The organism is Streptomyces millisiae, assembly GCF_031845425.1.
GTDB classification, from domain to species: domain Bacteria; phylum Actinomycetota; class Actinomycetes; order Streptomycetales; family Streptomycetaceae; genus Streptomyces; species Streptomyces millisiae.
Map to the genome: position 1 here is coordinate 13,811 of NZ_JAVREM010000053.1, position 18,118 is coordinate 31,928.

Here is an 18,118-nt window from a genome sequence, read left to right on the forward strand (position 1 = left end):
GGCCGGCCGGGGAATGGGGGCACGAGCAGCGAATGACGCGTTGAACAGACGGTTTCCGGAAGTCGCGCCGAAGTCCCACGGCCGGCGAGCCGAAGGTAGCACCGGGAGCGGTGGGCGGTCCCCCGTATTTCCCGGCCAGAGCTTAGGTTAGCCTTACCGAAGTCTTCGTTGGGCGGCTCGGTGAACGGAAAGCGGGAGGGCGCGGTGACCGGTCGGGACGTGCTGCGGCGCGCGGTGCTCGGCCAGCGGCGGCGGCTGGTGGTGAGCGCGCTGCTCGGCGCCGGCCACCAGGCCGGCGAGGCGCTGACCCCGCTGCTGATCGGCGTCACCGTGGACCGGGCCATCGCCGGGCAGAACGCCGGCGCGCTGCTCCTGCTGCTGGCCGCGCTCGGCGGCGTCTACCTCATGCTCTCCTTCAGCTTCCGGTTCGGCGCCCGACTCGGCGAGCGCGCCGCCGAGACCGCCGCCCACGAACTCCGCCTCGACCTGGTGCGCCGGGTCCTGCACCCGGCCGGCGGCGCCGAACGCGGCCGGCTGCCCGGCGCCCTGGCCAGCGTCGCCACCGAGGACGCCCGCCGCGTCGGCGCCAGCCTGATGGCCCTCGGCCTCGGCTTCGCCGCCCTGACGGGGCTGCTGGTCGGGGCCGTCGCGCTGCTGCGGACCTCGCTGCCGCTCGGGCTGCTCGTGCTGCTCGGGACCCCCGTGCTGCTCTGGCTCGGCCACCTGCTGAGCAAGCCGCTCGAACGCCGCAGCGCCACCGAGCAGGAGGCCGCCGCCCGGGCCTCCGGCGTCGCCGCCGACCTCGTCGACGGGCTGCGGGTGCTCAAGGGCCTCGGCGCCGAGCGGGCGGCCGTCGAACGCTACCGCCGCATCAGCCAGGACTCGCTCGCCGCCACCCTGCGCGCGGCCCGCGCCGAGGCCGGCCAGCAGGGCGTCACGCTGGCCGTCACCGGCCTCTTCGTCGCCCTGATCGCCCTGGTCGGCGGCCGGTTCGCGGCCAGCGGCGACATCAGCCTCGGCGAGCTGGTCTCCGCCCTCGGCCTCGCCCTGTTCCTGCTCACCCCCTTCCAGACCCTCGCCTGGGTCAACACCGAACTCGCCCAGGGCCGCGCCTCCGCCGCCCGCGTCGCCGACGTGCTCACCACCCCCTGGGCGGTGACGCCGGGCGGCGCCGAGCCGGCCCGCCCGGCGCGCGGCGAGATCGAGGTGCGCGACCTGACCCACGAGGGGCTCGACGGCCTGCGCCTGACCGTGGGCGCCGGCGAACTGCTCGGCGTCGCCGTCGCCGAACCGGCCCACGCCGAGGCGCTGTTGCGCTGCCTGGGCCGCGAGGCCGACCCGGCCGGCGGCACGGTGCTGCTCGACGGCGCCCCGCTCACCGACCTGGACCCGGCCCGGCTGCGCACCGCCGTGCTGGCCGCGCCGCACGACGCGCACCTGTTCTCCGGCACCGTCGCCGACAACGTGCCGGGCGCCGCCCAGGCCGCGGCGCTGGCCGCCGCCGGCGCCGACGCGCTCGGCACCGACACCGAGGCCGGCGAGGGCGGCCGCGCGCTCTCCGGCGGCCAGCGGCAACGCGTCGCGCTGGCCCGCGCGTTGGCCGCCGACCCGCCGGTGCTCCTGCTGCACGACCCCACCACCGCCGTGGACGCCGTCACCGAGGCCAGGATCGCCGCCGGGCTTCGCGAGCTGCGGCACGGACGCACCACCGTCCTGCTCAGCACCAGCCCCACCCTGCTCGCCGTCGCGGACCGGGTGGTGCTCCTCGACCGGTCGGGGCGCGTCGCGGCCGAGGGCGGCCACGCCGACCTGCTGCGCGACCACCCCGACTACCAGCGACTGGTGCTGTCATGACCGAGTTCCCGCAAGCCCCGCCCCAGACCACCGGGCTGCCGGTCGCCACCCCGGCCGAACTGCGCGCCGCCGTCCGCGAACTCCTGCGCCCCCGCCGCGGCCTGGCCCTGGCCGCGGCCGCCGTGCTCACCGCGGCCACCGCCGTCGGGCTGCTCACCCAGCCGCTGCTCGGCCGCGCCGTCGACCTCGTCGCCGAGGGCCGCCCGGCCGGCGACCTCACCGAACTCGCCCTGCTGCTGGTCGCCGTCGCCCTCGTGCAGGGCGGCGCCCTGGCGTACGGCCTGGCGCTGGTCTCCCGGCTCGGCGAGACCACCCTGGCCCGGCTCCGCGAGCGCTTCGTCGACCGCGCCCTCACCCTCCCGCTCGACCAGCTGGAGCGCGCCGGCTCCGGCGACCTGACGGCCCGCGTCACCGGCGACGTCACGCTCGTCGCCCAGGCCGTCCGCAACGCCCTGCCCGCGCTGGCCCGCTCCGCGCTGGCCATCGTCCTCACCCTGGGCGCCCTCGCCCTGCTCGACTGGCGCTTCCTGCTCGCCGCGCTCGTCGGCGTCCCCGTCCAGGCCCACACCGCCCGCTGGTACCTGCGCCACGCCGTGCCGCTCTACGCCCGCCAACGCGTCGCCGTCGCCGGGGTGCAGCAGCGGCTGCTCGAGACCCTCGGCGGCGCCCGCACCGTCCGCGCGTTCCGCCACGAGGCGCGCCACACCGAGCGGGTCGAACGCGGCTCGCTGGCCGCCCTCGACCTCACCATGCGCGAGGTGCGGCTGGTCATCAGCTTCTACTCCCGGCTGCACCTGGCCGAGTTCGCCGGCCTCGCCGCCGTGCTGGTCACCGGCTACCTGCTGGTGCGCGACGGCTCGGCCTCCGTCGGCACCGCCACCGCCGCCGCCCTCTACTTCCACAGCCTGTTCACGCCCATCAACGCCGCGCTGGTGCTGATGGACGACGCGCAGAGCGCCCAGGCCGGCCTCGCCCGCATCGTCGGCGTCGCCCACCATCCGGGGAGGGACCCCCAGCCCGAGCCCGCCGCCGACGCGGGGCCCGCCGCCCCGACCGAGGACCCCGGCCGGGTCACCGTCACCGCGCTCGACCACGCCTACGAGCCGGGCAGGACCGTGCTGCACGAGGTGGACCTCGCGCTGCGCCCCAAGGAACGGGTGGCGCTGGTCGGCGCGAGCGGCGCGGGCAAGTCCACGCTGGCCAAGCTGATCGCCGGCGTCCACCGGCCGACCGCGGGACGGATCGGCAGGGGCGGCGCCGTCGGGCTCGTCAGCCAGGAGGTGCACGTCTTCGCCGGACCGCTCGCCGAGGACCTGCGGCTCGCCAGGCCCGACGCCACCGAGACCGAGCTGCGCGCCGCCCTCGACCTGGTCGGCGCCCTCGACTGGGCCGAGGCGCTGCCCGGCGGACTCGACACCGTCGTCGGCGCCGGCGGCCACCGGCTCACCGCCGCCCAGGCCCAGCAACTCGCCCTGGCCCGGCTGGTGTTGGCCGACCCGGCGATCGCCGTGCTGGACGAGGCGACCGCCGAGGCCGGCAGCACGGGCGCCCGCTCGCTGGAGCGCGCCGCCGACCGCGCGCTCGACGGCCGCACCGCCCTCGTCGTCGCCCACCGGCTCACCCAGGCCGCCACCGCCGACCGGATCGTCGTGATGGCCGAGGGCCGGATCGTCGAGAGCGGCACCCACGACGAACTCCGCGCGGCCGGCGGGCGGTACGCCGCGCTCTGGGACGCCTGGTCCGACCACCGCACCGCCCACTGACCCCGACCCCGACCCGTCCGCTCCAGAAGGAACCCGAACGATGCACCGCTCACCCAGACGGCTGGCCGCCGTCGCCCTGGCCGCCGCCCTGCTCCCGCTCACCGCCTGCGGCTCCGACTCCGAGGGCTCGGAGGCGCCCGGCGACTCCGACGCCGCCGGCGGCGCCTTCCCGGTCACCATCGACCACAAGTACGGCTCCACCACCATCGACGCCGCACCCGAACGCGTCGTCACCGTGGGCCTCACCGACCACGACGCCGTGCTCGCCCTCGGCACCGTCCCCGTCGGCACCACCGACTGGTACGGCACCCACGAGGCCGCCATCGGCCCCTGGGCCACCGACCTGCTCGGCGACGCCGAACTCCCCACCCTGCTCACCGACACCGGCACCGGGCCCCAGCTGGAGGAGATAGCCCTGCTCCAGCCGGACGTGATCATCGCCCAGTACGCGGGCATCACCCAGGAGCAGTACGACAGCCTCTCCGAGATCGCCCCCGTGGTGGCCCAGCCCGGCGAGTACGTCGACTACGGCGTGCCCTGGCGGCAGCAGACCGAGACCATCGGCCGGATCCTGGGCCGGGCCGACGAGGCCGAGCAACTGATCGCGGACGTCGACGCCCGGTTCGCCGAAGCCCGCGCCGAGCACCCGGAGTTCGCCGAGGCCACCGCCATCCCCGCGTCCCCCTACGAGGGTTACTGGGTCTTCGGCGCCGAGGACCCGCGCTCCCGCATGCTCACCGACCTCGGCTTCACCTACCCGGCCGACGTCGACGCCGTCATCGGCGAGGAGTTCGGCGCCAACATCAGCGAGGAGCGCACCGACCTCCTCGACCAGGGCACCGTCGTGTGGAGCGTGCCCGACCCCGAGGAGGGCGCCGAGCAGCTGCACCAGGACCCGCTCTACGGTGACCTGGCCGTGGTCGCCGAGGGCCGCGAGGTCTTCGTCGAGGAGAACAGCGACTTCGGCGTCGCCTACGGCTTCTCCAGCGTGCTGAGCCTGCCCTACGTCCTCGACCAACTGGTGCCGCAACTCGCCGCCGCCGTCGACGGCGACCCGGCCACCGAAGTCCCGGCCGCGCGGTGAGCGGTGCGGTGCGCGGGCGCGTCGCCCTGGTGGCCGGGCTGCTCGGCGCCCTCGCGGTGGTCAGCCTGCTGTCCATCGCCTTCGGGGCGCTGAGCGTGCCACCCGGCCAGGTGGTGCGCACCCTGCTCGGCGACGCCCCCGACGCCCGGGTGGACGACGTCATCTGGTCCTCCCGGGTGCCGCGCACCGCCCTCGGCCTGTCCGTCGGCGTGGCGCTCGGCCTGGCCGGCGCGCTGCTCCAGGCCCTCACCCGCAACCCGCTCGCCGACCCGGGCATCCTCGGCATCAGCGCCGGCGCCGCCTTCGGCGTCGTGCTGGCCGCCGGGGTGCTCGGCCTCGCCACCCTCACCGGCCGGATCTGGTTCGCGCTCGCCGGGGCGCTGGTCGCCGGCGTCACCGTCTACCTCCTCGGCCGGCTCGGCGCCTCCGGGCTCACCCCGGTCAAGCTCGCGCTCGCCGGCGTCGCCGTCACCGCGCTGCTGTCCTCCCTCACCAGCGGCATCGTGCTGACCGACCCGGACGCCCTCAACCGCTACCGGTTCTGGGCCGCCGGCTCGCTCGCCGGCCAGAACGGCGACGGGCTGACCCGGGTGCTGCCGTTCCTGGCGCTCGGCGCGCTGCTCGCGCTGGCCTGCGCGCCCGCCCTCAACAGCCTGGCGCTCGGCGAGGACGTGGCCACCTCGCTCGGCCGCCGCGTCGGCCTGGTCCGGGCCCAGGGGGTGGTCGCCGTGACCCTGCTGACCGGCGGCTCCGTCGCCCTGATCGGCCCGGTCGTCTTCGTCGGCCTCGTCGTGCCGCACCTGGCCAGGGTCCTCGCCCAGCGGGCCGGCATCGGCCCCGACCACCGCTGGCTGCTGCCGATCTCGGCCGCCCTGGCGCCCTGCCTGCTGCTCCTCGCCGACGTGGCGGGCCGGCTGGTCGCCAGGCCCGTCGAGATCCAGGCCGGCGTCCTGGTCGCCTTCGTCGGCGGCCCGTTCTTCGTCGCCCTGGTGCGCCGCCAGCGCCTGACCGAGGTGTGACCGCCATGACCAGCCACTCCGGGCCCGCCCACTTCCGGCTCGCCACCCCACCCGTCTCCGGCGTGCTGCGGCCCCGCCAACTCGCCGTCTGCCTCGCCCTCCTCGGCGCCGTGCTGCTCCTCTTCTGCTGGGGGCTCGCGGTCGGCGACATCCCGATCCCGCTCGGCGACGTGGTCGCCGCCCTCACCGGCACCGCCGACCCGGGAACCGCCCTGGTGGTACGGGAGTTCCGGCTGCCCCGCGCCCTCGTCGGGCTCCTCGCCGGCCTCGCCTTCGGCATGTCGGGCGCGATCTTCCAGACCATGACCCGCAACCCGCTGGCCAGCCCCGACCTGATCGGCATCACCCAGGGCGCCGGCACCGCCGTCGTCGCCGGCCTCGTGCTCGGCTTCGGCACCGGCCTCGGCACCCAGACCCTCGGCCTGCTCGGCGCCCTCGCCACCGCGCTGCTCGTGCACGCCCTGGCCTGGCGGCGCGGCACCACCGGCTACCGGATCGTGCTGGTCGGCGTCGGCGTCTCCTGGGTCTGCGCCAGCGTCACCGACTACCTCCTGGCGCGCGGCGGCCAGTTCCAGGCCCAGGCGGCCCTCGGCTGGCTGGTGGGCAACCTCAACGGCCGCGACTGGGTCCATGTCGCCCCGCTCGCCTGGGCGTCGGCGGCGCTGGTCCCCGCCGCCCTGCTGCTCGCCCGCCACCTCCGGATCCTCCAACTCGGCGACGACGTCGCCACCGGGCTCGGCACCCCGGTCCACCGCGTGCGCCTCGGGCTGATGTTCACCGGCGTCGGCCTCGTCGCCTTCGCCACCGCCGCCGCCGGCCCCGTCGCCTTCGTCGCCCTGGCCGCGCCGCAGATCGCCCAGCGGCTCGCGCGCACCGCCTGGCCGCCGCTGGTCGCCTCGGCGCTCACCGGCGCCCTCGTCGTCCTCGCCGCCGACCTCGCCGCCCGCCGGCTGCTCACCGACGTCGAACTCCCCGTCGGCGTCGTCACCGGCGCCCTCGGCGCCCCCTTCCTGCTCTGGCTGCTCGCCCGGGTCAACCGCTCGGGCCAAGGAGGCTGACCCGCCGTGCCGTCCCATCCCGAACTCCGCGCCACCGGCCTCACGTTGGCCTACGGGGACCGCACCGTGGTCGCCGACCTCGACCTGACCGTGCCGCCGGGCCGCATCACCGCCATCGTCGGCGCCAACGCCTGCGGCAAGTCCACGCTGCTGCGCGCCCTGGCCCGGCTCCTCGCGCCGCGCCACGGCGCCGTCCACCTCGAAGGACGGGCCCTGCACTCCCTGCCCACCAGGGAGTTGGCCCAGCACCTCGGCATCCTGCCGCAGTCCCCGGTCGCCCCCGAGGGCCTGACCGTCGTCGACCTGGTCAGCCGCGGCCGCGCCCCGCACCAGACCTGGTGGCGCCAGTGGTCGACCACCGACGAACGAGCCGTCCGCGACGCCCTCGACGCCACCGGCATGACCGAACACGCCGACCGCACCGTCGACGAACTCTCCGGCGGACAGCGGCAACGCGCCTGGCTCGCCATGGCCGTCGCCCAGGACACCCCGGTGCTGCTGCTCGACGAGCCCACCACCTACCTGGACCTCACCCACCAGATCGACGTCCTGGACCTCGTCACCGACCTCAACCGGGACCGGAAACGGACCGTCGTGATGGTGCTCCACGACCTCAACCAGGCCTGCCGCTACGCCGACCACGTCGTCGCCATGAAGGCCGGCCGGATCGTCGCCGAGGGCACCCCGGCCGAGGTCATCACCGAGGAGACGGTCACCGACGTGTTCGCGCTGCGCTGCCGCGTCACCGTCGACCCGGTCAGCGACACCCCGATGGTGCTGCCCCTCGGCCGCCACCACCCGGGCCGACCCCCGGCGGCCGGCCACGACCAGTAGCCTGGGACGTCCACCGATCGGCCAACGATGTGGTGGGGGGAGGGAGTTCGTGGCATGAAGGTGTTGCACGTGGTGACCCTGCACACGCCCACGCACGAGTTCGGCGGCCCCACCAGGGTCGCGCTGAGCCAGTGCCGGGGGCTGCGCGAGCGCGGGCACCGGGCGGTGCTCGCCGCCCTGGGGGACGGCTTCGGGGCGGGCGCGGAGCTGCCGCGCGAGGTGGAGGGCGCCCACGTCCGGCTCTTCCAGGCCCGGCACGTGCTGCCCAGGTTCGAGGTCAGCGGCATCACCTCCCCGACCCTGCTGGCCCGCGCCTGGTCCTACGTCAGGTCCGCCGACCTCGTCCACGTGCACCTGATGCGCGACCTGATCACCCTGCCGGTCGCGCTGCTCGCGCTCCAGGCCGGCACCCCGCTGGTGCTGCAGACCCACGGCATGGTGGACCCGACCGAGAAGCGGGTGGCCAGGCTGGTGGACGCGCTCGGCGTGCGCCGGGTGCTGCGCCGGGCCGACGCCGTGCTCCACCTGACCGAGCGGGAGCGGGCCGAGACCGCCGCCGTGGTCGCGCCGGAGCCCATCGCGCCGCAGTACCGGCTGGTCAACGGCGTGCCGGCGCAGGAGTCGCGGCGCAAGACGTCGGGACCGCCGACCGTGCTCTACCTGGCCCGGGTGCAGGCCGGCAAGCGGCCGGAGGACTTCGTGGCCGCCATGCCCACCGTGCTGGCCCGCCACCCCGACGCCCGCTTCGTGCTTGCCGGGCCCGACACCGGCGCGCTCGCCGACACGCTGGCCCGCGCCGAGTCGCTCGGCGTGCGCGGCTCGCTCGACCGGGTCGGGGCGCTCGACCGGGCCGAGGTGATGGCGTGGCTGCGGCGTGCCGACGTGTTCGTGCTGCCGTCCGTCCAGGACGCCTTCTCCGTCTCGGCGCTGGAGGCCATGTCGGTGGGCACGCCCGTCGTGGTCACCGAGACCACCGGGCTCGCCCCCGACGTGGCGCGGGCCGGCGCCGGGCGGGTGGTGGCCTCCCGGGCGGACGAGGACAACGGGCCCCGGCTCGGCGGGGCGATCCTCGACCTGCTGGCGCCCGAGGCCAACGAACGGGCCTCCAGGGCCGCCTTCCGGCTGGTCGAGGAGCACTTCACCATCGACGCGGTGCTGGACGAGCTGCTCACGGTGTACGGGCGAGTAACCGGCGCGGCCGGTCCACCGCGGGTATGAGCGGTCCCGGCGGGCGGCGCAGCCAGGCCCTGGCGACCACCACCGCCGCCAGCGTCAGGAAGGCCAGGCCGATCCCCGGGTAGATCCCGGAGAGCAGCATCTGGCCCGGGGACTGCCGCAGCTCCGGATGGTCGTCCCTGAAGTGCGGCACCCACCACAGCGCGAAGGTGAAGAACAGCACCCCGGTGACGGCCGCCCCCGCCACCCACCACCGGTGCCGGCGGCGCGCCGCCTCGGCGGCCAGCAGCAGCACCAGCGGCACCGCCCAGACCCAGTGGTGCGACCAGGAGATGGGGCTGACCACCAGCGCGGTGACCCCGCAGCTGACGGCGGCCCAGGCGCGGGCGTGCGGCAGCCGGTCCCCGGCCAGCAGCGCCGCCACCGCCGTGGCCAGCCCGACGAGGCACACCAGCAGGGCCGGCAGCAGCCACGCCCCGCCCGGGTCGACGGTGTGCAGGGCGCGGGCCATGACCCCGCGCAGCGACTGGTTGGCCGTGCCCTCGATCCGGCCGGCCCGGTTCTTGTCGAAGACCACCTCGGTCCAGAAGCGGCGGGAGTCGCCGGGCGCGGCCAGCGCCCCGATCGCCACCGTGGCGCAGAACGCGCCAGCCGCCACCGCCGCCCGCCGCAGCTGCTCGTTCCACGCCGGCGCGCCGCGCCGCAGCCGCCGGACCGCGAGCACGCCGCCGGCCACCGCGAGCAGCACGGCGAACAGCGCCGGGGTGAGCTTGATGCCGGCCGCGACGCCGATGCCGGCGCCGGCCCAGCGGTGGCCGGTCCTGCGGGTCAGGTCCCACAGCACCAGGACGGCGAGCAGCAGGTTGATCTGGCCGTACCGCAGCGTGGTCCACACCGGCTCGCACCAGACGGCCACGGCGGCCACCGCGCACGCCGCCGCCGGGAGCGGCAGCCCCCGGGGCCGCCGGCCGATCAGCCGCAGCGACAGGTACACCAGCGCCAGCAGCAGGAGCAGGTTGCCCACCGTCGCCGCCACCCGCATGGTCTCCACGCCGACCCAGGTCAGGGGGACGAAGAGCAGCGCCGCGAACGGGGGATAGGTGGCCGGCAGCCCGTGCTCGGTGACCCGCAGGTCGTAGAGGCTGTCGCCGGTGCGGATCGCCCAGCCCTCGGCCCGGTACACGTCCAGGTCCAACCAGGTGACGCCGGCCATCCGCTGCGCCACGAAGAAGGCCACGAAGGACACCAGGCAGACGCCCCCCGCGACCAGCGTGACCCGCCGCCCGGCCGCCGGGGGCAGCCGGACGGGGGCCGGGGCTTCGACAGTCCACTGACTGGATCCACTGCTGCTCACGGAAGCAAACATATGTTTGCCACCCGGTCGTCGCATCAGCGGGGCGGCGGACCCCGCGCCCGTCCGGTCAGTCGGTCGGCCGCTCGGCGGCGGCCGCCTCCCGCGCCTTCACCCCGATCTGCCAGCGGTAGAAGCTCATGGCCAGCGCGTAGTCGAAACCGGCCCGGCCGTCGAGGAAACCCCGCCGGTACACGTAGGAGTACCCGAACGACAACAGCGGCTTGAACGGCGCCCGGTGGAAGATCTGCCCCTGCCGGGTCTTCGCCGTGCGGATCTGCTCCCGCACCTCGGGGTGGCGCTCCAGCCACGCCTCCCAGTCCGAGTACCGGTTGTGCCGGTCGAACCAGGTCCGCACCGGGTCGAGGTCCCGGTGCTCGATGGGGGCCCGCAGCCGGTGCACGGGCTCCGCCAGCGGCTGGTAGTGACCCTCCTGCTCGCCCATGCCGGGCGCGGCCAGATCGTCGGGCTCCGGGAACCTGGCCCGGGTGCGGTCGAGCAGCGCCCGCTTCACGATGGTGTAGCCGTGCCGCAGTCGCCGCCCCGCGAACCAGTACCCGAGCGGGATGTCGAAGGCCGCCGGGCGGACCGGGCGGCCGTCGTGGAAGATCCGCCGCAGCTCGGCGATCAGCTCGCCGCTCGGCGTCTCGTCCCCGTCGAGGAAGAGCATCCAGTCCGTCTCCGGGTGGACGTTCTCCAGACACCACTGCTTCTTCTTCGGGTAGCGGCCGTCCCAGGTGTAGGGGACGACCTCCGCGCCCTCCGCCTTGGCCAGGGCGCGGGTGTCGTCCGTGCTGTCGGAGTCCACGACCACCACGGCCGCGAAGTGGTCGATGACGGAACGCACCGCGCCGGTGATGTTGGCCGCCTCGTTCTTGGTGGGGATCGCCACCACGATCGGTAGTCGGGTCACTCTTCTCCCTGTCGCGCTGTCACTCTTCGGCCGCCGCCTCGGACTCCGCCTCGGCCAGCAGCTCGGCGTACTCCGGGCACAGGTGCTCGACGGCGGCCGCCGCGTCCGGGATCTCGCCCTCGCGCAACGCCCGCACCGCGCCCGCCCGGTCGTGCCGCTCCAGGTAGCCGATGCGGTAGCACGCCTCGTCGCCCATCTCCAGGATGGCGGCCGGGTCGGCGCCCACCGGCACCCGGTCGGTCAGGTACTCCCGCTCCTGATCGTCGAACTCTCCCTCGGCGGGCGTGAGTTCCTCCTCGGGCACGGTCTCGTCCGGAATCCCTTCCGCCTCCGGCGAGTTCTCCGCGCCCTGGGTCGCCGGCGACTCCGGTGAGGCCGTCACCTCCACGGCGGGCCGTTCGGCCCCGGCCGCGCCGCCGTCCTCGCCGTCGTCACCGCTGCCGCCGCAGGCGGTCAGCGAGACGACGGCGGCCAGGAGCACTCCGCAGGCCAGGGCGCCGGCCCTCATCAGGGCGCCCCGAAGGTCAGCACCAGCTGCGGCCGGTAGCCGCTGTGGGCGGCCTCCCTGGCCCACAGCCACAGGCTGTCCGTGCCCGCGCCGCGCAGCGCCACGTCGAAGTCGCCGCCGAGCGCGGCCCGCACAGTCGCCAGGTCGAGCGGCACCGAGTGGACGCCGCCGGGCGCCTCGGGGGCGCTCAGCGTGCCGACTGTCGTGGGTGAGAGCGCGGGCCGGGTGGCGTAGGTGGTGGTGGCCTCGTCCCAGGCGCCGTCGATCGGCACCACCTGGAAGTCGTCGACCGAGCCCGCCACCGAGTCGTCGGAGACCCGCACCCGCAGCGCGGCGCTCTTCAACACCTGCCCGGCCGGGGCGGCCGGCAGCCGGAAGCCGAGGTAGCTCTCGTAGGCGCTGCTGCCGCGCACCGCCAGCTGCTGGTGGCCGCCGTAGTTGGTGGTCGCCGCCGCGCCGTTGACATAGGTGTCGGCCGTCGGCGTCACGGTCGTCACGGTGTCGGTCGGCTGCGAGGCCGCCTGGTAGTGCGCCGAGACCCGGGCGGCGGACAGCTGGGCGGGGTAGACGGCGGTCTCGTCGAGCTGGCCGGCGAAGAGGTCGCTGGCCGGCCGGTTGGCCCAGTTGACCAGGGAGTCGCCGCCGGCCCGCCAGTAGCCGGTCACGTTGCGGGCGGTCGTGTAGAAGAGGTTGCTGGCCACCTGCTGGCCGTCCACGTAGAGCCGCATGCCGTTCGTGCCGACGGACGCCGCGACGTGGTGCCAACGCCCGTCGTTGTAGCGGCCGGAGCTGGTGATGACCCGGTTGCCGTTGTTGACGATGCCGAACGAGAGCCGGCCGTCGTTGAGCATGTAGAGGTTGTTGTCGCGGGCGGTGCTCGGCTGCAGGGTGCGGTTGCCGAGGCCGATCAGCTTGCCGCCCGAGGTGGTCGTGGTCCTGAACCACGTCTCCACGGTGAAGCGTTGCAGGCCGGAGAAGGAGCGGTCGCTGTAGGTGTAGGAGTCGACGCCGTCGTGGCCGAGGGCGGTCGCCTCGGGTCCTGGCACGGCGCCCGGCGTCACGCCGCGCTGCGGGCCGCCCCGGTGCACCCCGTTGTTGCCGTTGCCCGAGGCGTCGGAGGCGAAGTTGTTGGCGGTCTCGTCGTAACGCCAGTACAGCAGCGGGCTGTCGGCCAGCACGGCGGTCACGTACGGCTGGGTGCCGCCGGCCGCCGTCGCCGTCACGGGGGCGGAGAGCGCGCTGGTGTTGCCGGCGCCGTCGGTGGCGGTGATCCGGTAACTGTGGCTCTCGCCGGCCGACATGCCGGTGTCGGCGAAGCTGAGCTGCGCGCGCCGCCAGGGGACCGAGGACGCCTGCACGGTGTGGATCGGCTGGCTGGCGCCGTCCCGGTAGACCCGGTAGGTGAGCCGGCTGTCGTCCAGGTCGAGGCTGGGGCGCCAGGTCACGTCGACGCGTCCCGGCGTGGTGCTGGCGGCGTGCGCCTCGGGGACGGACGGGGCGCCGACGTCGGGCGAGGTGGCGAAGCGGGTGAGGCCCCACTGCGGGGCGCCGTTGACGGTGGTGAAGCCGCCGCCCACCCACATGAAGTCCCGGTCGTCGGTGGGGTGGTCGGTGACGGCCAGCAGGGTGCGCGGGCCGAGCGCCTCGCCCAGGCCGTCGTTGGTGTTGGGGAACCAGCCCAGCTTCTCGCCGGTGTCCACGGCCTGCGCGAACAGGTGGTAGCGCTCCTGGTCGGGGAACTCGCCCATGCTGGAGCAGTCGTGGGCGTGGTGCGCGCTGTAGACCACGGAGCCGTGCACCGCGACGTCCTGGGTGGCGCCCAGGCAGGTGTCGCGCCAGCGCTCGTTGAAGGTGGCCAGGTCGAGCGCGATGCGGCCGTCGAACACGCCGCCGCCGGTGCCCTCGTTGGCGGTGTAGAAGCCGGTGGCGTCGACCGCGATGTCCTGCACGGTGGAGCCGTCGTCGATGAACCCGAGCGGGTAGGTGCGGACGTTGGCGCCGGTGCTGGCGCTGACCACGGCCAGCGCGTGGGAGTTGGCGCCGTTCATGGTGTAGAAGTCGCCGCCGAGCAGCACGTTGCGCCCGTCGGGCGTGACCTCGACGGCCTTGCCGAGCTCGTCGGCGTTGGCCACCCAGCCGGGCACCACGGCGCCGTCGGTGGTGACGGCCGCGAACCGGCCGCGGGCCGTGCCGCCGATCTGGGTGAAGTCGCCGGCCAGGTAGACGCGGTCGGCGGTGGCGGCGATGTCCCGCACCATGCCGTTGGCGGCCGGCGGGAAGGGCCTGCGGGTGCAGCTCGGTATGTCGAAGGCGGCGACGCTGCTGGCGCCGACGCCGTTGACCGAGCCGAAGGTGCCGCCGACGTACAGGGTGCGCCCGTCGGGGGAGACGGCCAGCGCCCGCACGGTGGCGGTGCCCGAGCCCACCGAGAACGACAGGTCGCAGTCGACGGGTTCGCCGGTGGCGGCGTCCAGGGCGACGAAGTTGCCCGCGGGGCGCTCCTGTGTGCCGGCCTCGGCCCCGGGCGGCCGGACGGCGGAGAAGGTGCCGCCGACGAAGACGACGCCGTCGGCCTCGGCGAGGGCGTACACGATGCCGTTGGTCTGCCAGGTCGGCAGTTCGTCGGCGGTCATCCCGACCGGCTCCGTCACCGCGACCGCCGCCGGCGCGGCGGGCCCGGCCAACAACCCACCCGCCAACGCCACCACGACCCCGGCCCCGATCCCGCCCAGCCGTGTCCGCCGCGCAAGGAACCGCCGCAAGCCCCTGGCTCTCATCGCCTCACCCACTACCCAACCAGCCTTACCGATCCGCACTGTGCCGCCATCCGGCGCAACTAGGACCAACCAACGGCCCGTCAGGTTGTGCGCGAACGATGGTGAATCCGGGGCGCGTGGTGGCCGCCCCGCGCGCGCGGGCGCGCGTCGTCAACGATCGATCCGGACCCGCCGGCCGCTCAACTCGGCGTCCAGCGTCTCGATGTCGGCGGCCACCATCAGCTCGGCCAGCTCGCGCCAGCGCGTCTCCGCCTTCCAGCCCAGCACCTCGCGCGCCTTGGACGCGTCCCCGATCAGCGCGTCCACCTCGCTCGGCCGCTCGTACTTGGGGTCGAACCGCACGTACTCCGTCCAGTCGAGCCCGCCGGCCGCGAAGGCGGCCTCCAGGAAGTCCCGGACCGTGGCCGCCACCCCGGTGGCCACCACGTAGTCGCCGGGCTCGTCCTGCTGGAGCATCCGCCACATCGCCTCGACGTACTCCGGCGCGTAGCCCCAGTCGCGCACCGCGTCCAGGTTGCCCATGTAGAGCCGGTCCTGGAGCCCGGCCCTGATCCTGGCCACGGCCCGGGTGATCTTGCGGGTCACGAACGTCTCGCCCCGGCGTGGCGACTCGTGGTTGAACAGGATCCCGTTGACCGCGTAGAGGCCGTACGCCTCGCGGTAGTTAACGGTGGACCAGTAGCCGTAGACCTTGGCACAGCCGTACGGGCTGCGCGGGTGGAACGGCGTCTTCTCGTTCTGCGGCGGCGGCGTCGCGCCGAACATCTCGGACGAGGACGCCTGGTAGATGCGGGTGTCGATGCCGCTGGCGCGGATCGCCTCCAGCAGCCGCAGTGTGCCGAGCCCGGTCACGTCCCCGGTGTACATCGGGACGTCGAACGAGACCCGGACGTGCGACTGGGCGCCCAGGTTGTAGACCTCGTCCGGTCTCAGCTCGCGCAGCAGGTTCACCAGGGCCACGCCGTCCGAGAGGTCGGCGTGGTGCAGCACCAGCGTCCGGGACGGCTCCTGCGGCCCCTGGTAGACGTGGTCGATCCGCTCGGTGTTGAACGAGGAGGACCGCCGCAGCAGGCCGTGCACCGTGTAGCCCTTGGCCAGCAGCAGTTCGGCGAGGTACGAGCCGTCCTGTCCGGTGACGCCGGTGATCAACGCCGTCCTGTTACCGCCACTCATCGCGGCCCCAGCCTTTCTCTTCGGGAAGAACAGAGAGATATGTGTGGTTATGCAACAATCCGTTGCCATGACGACACTGCTGCCGCCCGACGCGCGGATCTTCGTCGCGGGGCACCGCGGCCTGGCCGGAAGCGCCATCGCCCGCCAACTCACCGAACAGGGCTACGAGGTGCTGACCAGGACCCGCGCGGAGCTCGACCTGCGGGACGCCGACGCGACCCTGCGTTTCCTGCGCGACACCCGGCCCGACGCGGTGGTCCTCGCCGCCGCGACGGTCGGCGGGATCCTGGCCAACGACCGCTACCCGGTGCCGTTCCTGGAGGACAACCTGCGCATCCAGCTCAGCGTGATCGCCGGCGCGCACGCGGCCGGCGTCGACCGGCTGCTGTTCCTCGGCTCCTCGTGCATCTACCCCAAGCACGCGCCGCAGCCGATCACCGAGGACGCGCTGCTGACCGGCCCGTTGGAGCCGACCAACGAGCCCTACGCGCTGGCCAAGATCGCCGGCATCTCCCAGGTCAGGTCCTACCGGCGGCAGTTCGGGCGCTCCTACGTGGTGGCCCTGCCCACCAACCTCTACGGCCCGGGCGACACCTTCGACCCGGAGAACTCGCACGTGCTGCCCGCGTTGATCCGCCGCTTCCACGAGGCCAAGCGGGACGGGCGCGAGGAGGTGACGCTGTGGGGCACCGGCACGCCGCGCCGCGAGTTCCTGCACAGCGACGACCTCGGCCGCGCCTGCGTCACCCTGCTGCGCGAGTACGACGGCGACTCGCCGGTCAACGTCGGCGTCGGCGAGGACCTGACGATCGCCGAGCTGGCGGCGGTCATCGCGGAGGCCGTCGGCTTCACCGGCCGGATCGCCTGGGACCCGAGCAAGCCGGACGGCACCCCCCGCAAGCTGCTCGACGTCTCCCGGCTCGCCGCGCTCGGCTTCACACCCCGGACGCCGCTGCCGCGCGGCGTCCGGGAGACCTACGAGTGGTGGCTGGGTGAGGGCGCGGCCGGTGAGCGCCCCCGCCACTACGCCACCGTGCCCGCGCCGGCCCGAACGGGCCATCAGTAGGCGCCCCGGCCGTCGACGACCGCGCGGAAGGTGCGGGCCAGGACGTCCAGGTCGCCGGTCACCGACCAGTTGTCGGTGTAGAAGAGATCGAGCGCCAGGCCCTCGTCCCACGACAGGTCAGAGCGGCCGCTGACCTGCCAGGGGCCGGTGATCCCCGGCTTGACGCCGAGCCGGCGCAGCTCCACCGCGCCGTAGCGCGCCACCTCCTCCGGCAGCGGCGGCCGCGGCCCCACCAGTGACATCTGGCCGCGTAACACGTTGACGAGCTGGGGGAGTTCGTCCAGCGAGGTGCGGCGCAGGAAACGGCCGAGCCTGGTCACCCGGGGATCGCGGCGGATCTTGAACAGTGGGCCGCTCAAGTGTTCGTTGAGCCCCTCGAGTTCGGGCCGCCGCGACTCGGCGTCCGCGACCATGGTGCGGAACTTCCACAGCGTGAACGGGGTGCCCCGGTAGCCGATCCTGGTCTGCCGGTAGAGCGCCGGCCCACGCGAGTCCAGGCTGACGGCCAGCGCCAGGGTGAGCAGCAGCGGGGAGAGCGCCACGAGCGCCACGCCGGCCGCCACCCGGTCGAGGACCGACTTCAGGGCCGGCTGCGGGCCGTTGCGCAGCGGCGGGGCGATGTGCAGCAGGTTGAGCCCGGCGGCGGTGGAGACCGTCAGCCGACGCAGCGCCACCTCCGACAGGCCCGAGGCGACGGCGAGTCGCAGGCCGGCGTCCTGGACGGCCCAGCAGACGCGGCGCAGCCGCTCGCCGGTGAGCAGGCAGCCGGGCGCGACCAGCACCAGGTCCGCGTCCTGTCGGCGGGCCGCGGCCAGCACCGTGGAGCCGTCCGGGCCCTCGGGTATCAGGTCCGGTATGGCGGGGGAGCGGTCGACGGCCGCCGGGAGCCGTCCCATCTCCGGGACGCCCGAGGTGAGTTCGCCCGCGTCGCCGACCAGCACGGTGCCGATGACGACATAGGCGTGGTCGGTGCGGGCGGCCAGCTGCGCGGTGACCTCGTCGACCGGCCCCGGCTCCCCCACCACCAGCACCCGGCGCACGGCCTGCGCCCGGTGCCGCTGCGCGAGCAGGTGCCGGTGGATCAGCGCGCCCGTCGTCGCGGTGATCAGCAGGGAGGGCAGGAGGGCGGCTAACGCCGAGGCGACGGCGGACTGTTCGCCGGTGACGGCGCGCAGGCCGGCCAACAGGCCGAGGAAGATCAGCCAGTCGTGGACGGTGGGCAGCAGACCGCGGGTCTCGCCCAGCGAGCGGGGACGGTAGCGGTGGTGGATCACCCGGACGGTGACCCAGGAGACGGTCGCGACGGCGGCGGCGGCCAGCGGGCGGGGCTCGGCCGCCAGGCCGTAGACGGTGAGGACGGGGACGAAGACGCCCGACACGTCGGCGGCGACGGCGAGTGGCGGATACCAGCGGGAGGTCTCACGGCGGCCGATGGGCCGCGGCGCCGCCGTTGGTCTTCGAACGAGCCCGGTCGCCGAGTTGTCGGGCTGATGATGACGCATGGACCCCCCAAGGTGATGCGACAACACGAGAGCGGTGAAG

Annotated in this window: 14 protein-coding genes; 8 read left to right on the forward strand and 6 right to left on the reverse strand. The window is 74.8% G+C overall.

Annotated elements, in window-relative coordinates; genetic code table 11:
* Nucleotides 1-204 precede the first annotated feature (204 nt).
* From RNC47_RS27315 to RNC47_RS27345, 7 genes are read left to right on the forward strand one after another with little or no spacing between them, the layout of a single operon-like run.
* Nucleotides 205-1,854: an ABC transporter ATP-binding protein gene (locus RNC47_RS27315; protein ID WP_311602447.1), complete on the forward strand. Its 1,650-nt coding sequence runs from the start codon at nucleotides 205-207 to the stop codon at nucleotides 1,852-1,854.
* Nucleotides 1,851-3,617, forward strand: a complete 1,767-nt coding sequence (locus RNC47_RS27320; protein ID WP_311602449.1) for an ABC transporter ATP-binding protein — start codon at nucleotides 1,851-1,853, stop codon at nucleotides 3,615-3,617. Before RNC47_RS27315 ends, RNC47_RS27320 begins: the two co-directional genes overlap by 4 nt.
* Before the next feature lie 40 nt (nucleotides 3,618-3,657).
* Nucleotides 3,658-4,701, forward strand: a complete 1,044-nt coding sequence (locus RNC47_RS27325) for an iron-siderophore ABC transporter substrate-binding protein (protein WP_311602451.1) — start codon at nucleotides 3,658-3,660, stop codon at nucleotides 4,699-4,701.
* Nucleotides 4,698-5,720, forward strand: a complete 1,023-nt coding sequence (locus RNC47_RS27330; RefSeq protein ID WP_311602453.1) for a FecCD family ABC transporter permease — start codon at nucleotides 4,698-4,700, stop codon at nucleotides 5,718-5,720. The genes RNC47_RS27325 and RNC47_RS27330 overlap by 4 nt, the downstream gene beginning before the upstream one ends.
* Before the next feature lie 5 nt (nucleotides 5,721-5,725).
* Nucleotides 5,726-6,778, forward strand: coding sequence for a FecCD family ABC transporter permease (locus RNC47_RS27335; protein WP_311602455.1), 1,053 nt, complete (start codon nucleotides 5,726-5,728; stop codon nucleotides 6,776-6,778).
* A gap of 6 nt (nucleotides 6,779-6,784) precedes the next feature.
* Nucleotides 6,785-7,612: an ABC transporter ATP-binding protein gene (locus tag RNC47_RS27340; RefSeq protein ID WP_311602457.1), complete on the forward strand. Its 828-nt coding sequence runs from the start codon at nucleotides 6,785-6,787 to the stop codon at nucleotides 7,610-7,612.
* 54 nt (nucleotides 7,613-7,666) lie between these two features.
* Entirely contained in the window at nucleotides 7,667-8,830 is a 1,164-nt protein-coding gene (locus RNC47_RS27345; protein WP_311602459.1) for a glycosyltransferase, read from the forward strand.
* Here the strand turns inward: RNC47_RS27345 and RNC47_RS27350 are convergent.
* From RNC47_RS27350 to gmd, 5 genes are all read right to left on the reverse strand, one after another.
* Nucleotides 8,781-10,154, reverse strand: coding sequence for a glycosyltransferase 87 family protein (locus RNC47_RS27350; protein WP_394814893.1), 1,374 nt, complete (start codon nucleotides 10,152-10,154; stop codon nucleotides 8,781-8,783). The genes RNC47_RS27345 and RNC47_RS27350 overlap by 50 nt on opposite strands.
* A gap of 55 nt (nucleotides 10,155-10,209) precedes the next feature.
* Nucleotides 10,210-11,052 carry a glycosyltransferase family 2 protein gene (locus tag RNC47_RS27355; RefSeq protein WP_311602461.1) on the reverse strand — a complete coding sequence of 281 codons (843 nt, stop codon included), beginning with the start codon at nucleotides 11,050-11,052 and terminating at the stop codon, nucleotides 10,210-10,212.
* 19 nt (nucleotides 11,053-11,071) lie between these two features.
* Entirely contained in the window at nucleotides 11,072-11,560 is a 489-nt protein-coding gene (locus RNC47_RS27360) for a hypothetical protein (RefSeq protein ID WP_311602463.1), read from the reverse strand.
* Nucleotides 11,560-14,337 (reverse strand): CBM96 family carbohydrate-binding protein, encoded by a 2,778-nt coding sequence (locus RNC47_RS27365; RefSeq protein WP_311602465.1) that lies wholly within the window; start codon nucleotides 14,335-14,337, stop codon nucleotides 11,560-11,562. The genes RNC47_RS27360 and RNC47_RS27365 overlap by 1 nt, the downstream gene beginning before the upstream one ends.
* Before the next feature lie 150 nt (nucleotides 14,338-14,487).
* Nucleotides 14,488-15,510, reverse strand: coding sequence for a GDP-mannose 4,6-dehydratase (gene gmd / locus RNC47_RS27370; protein WP_311602467.1), 1,023 nt, complete (start codon nucleotides 15,508-15,510; stop codon nucleotides 14,488-14,490).
* Nucleotides 15,511-15,577: 67 nt separating this feature from the next.
* On the opposite strand from gmd, the gene RNC47_RS27375 reads away from it, so the two are divergent.
* Complete coding sequence (locus RNC47_RS27375; protein WP_311602469.1) at nucleotides 15,578-16,576, forward strand: GDP-L-fucose synthase family protein; 999 nt, start codon at nucleotides 15,578-15,580, stop codon at nucleotides 16,574-16,576.
* Here the strand turns inward: RNC47_RS27375 and RNC47_RS27380 are convergent.
* The gene (locus RNC47_RS27380) at nucleotides 16,570-18,078 is read right to left on the reverse strand and encodes a sugar transferase (protein ID WP_311602470.1); all 1,509 of its coding nucleotides are present in this window, start codon (nucleotides 18,076-18,078) and stop codon (nucleotides 16,570-16,572) included. The genes RNC47_RS27375 and RNC47_RS27380 overlap by 7 nt on opposite strands.
* Nucleotides 18,079-18,118: the final 40 nt, after the last annotated feature.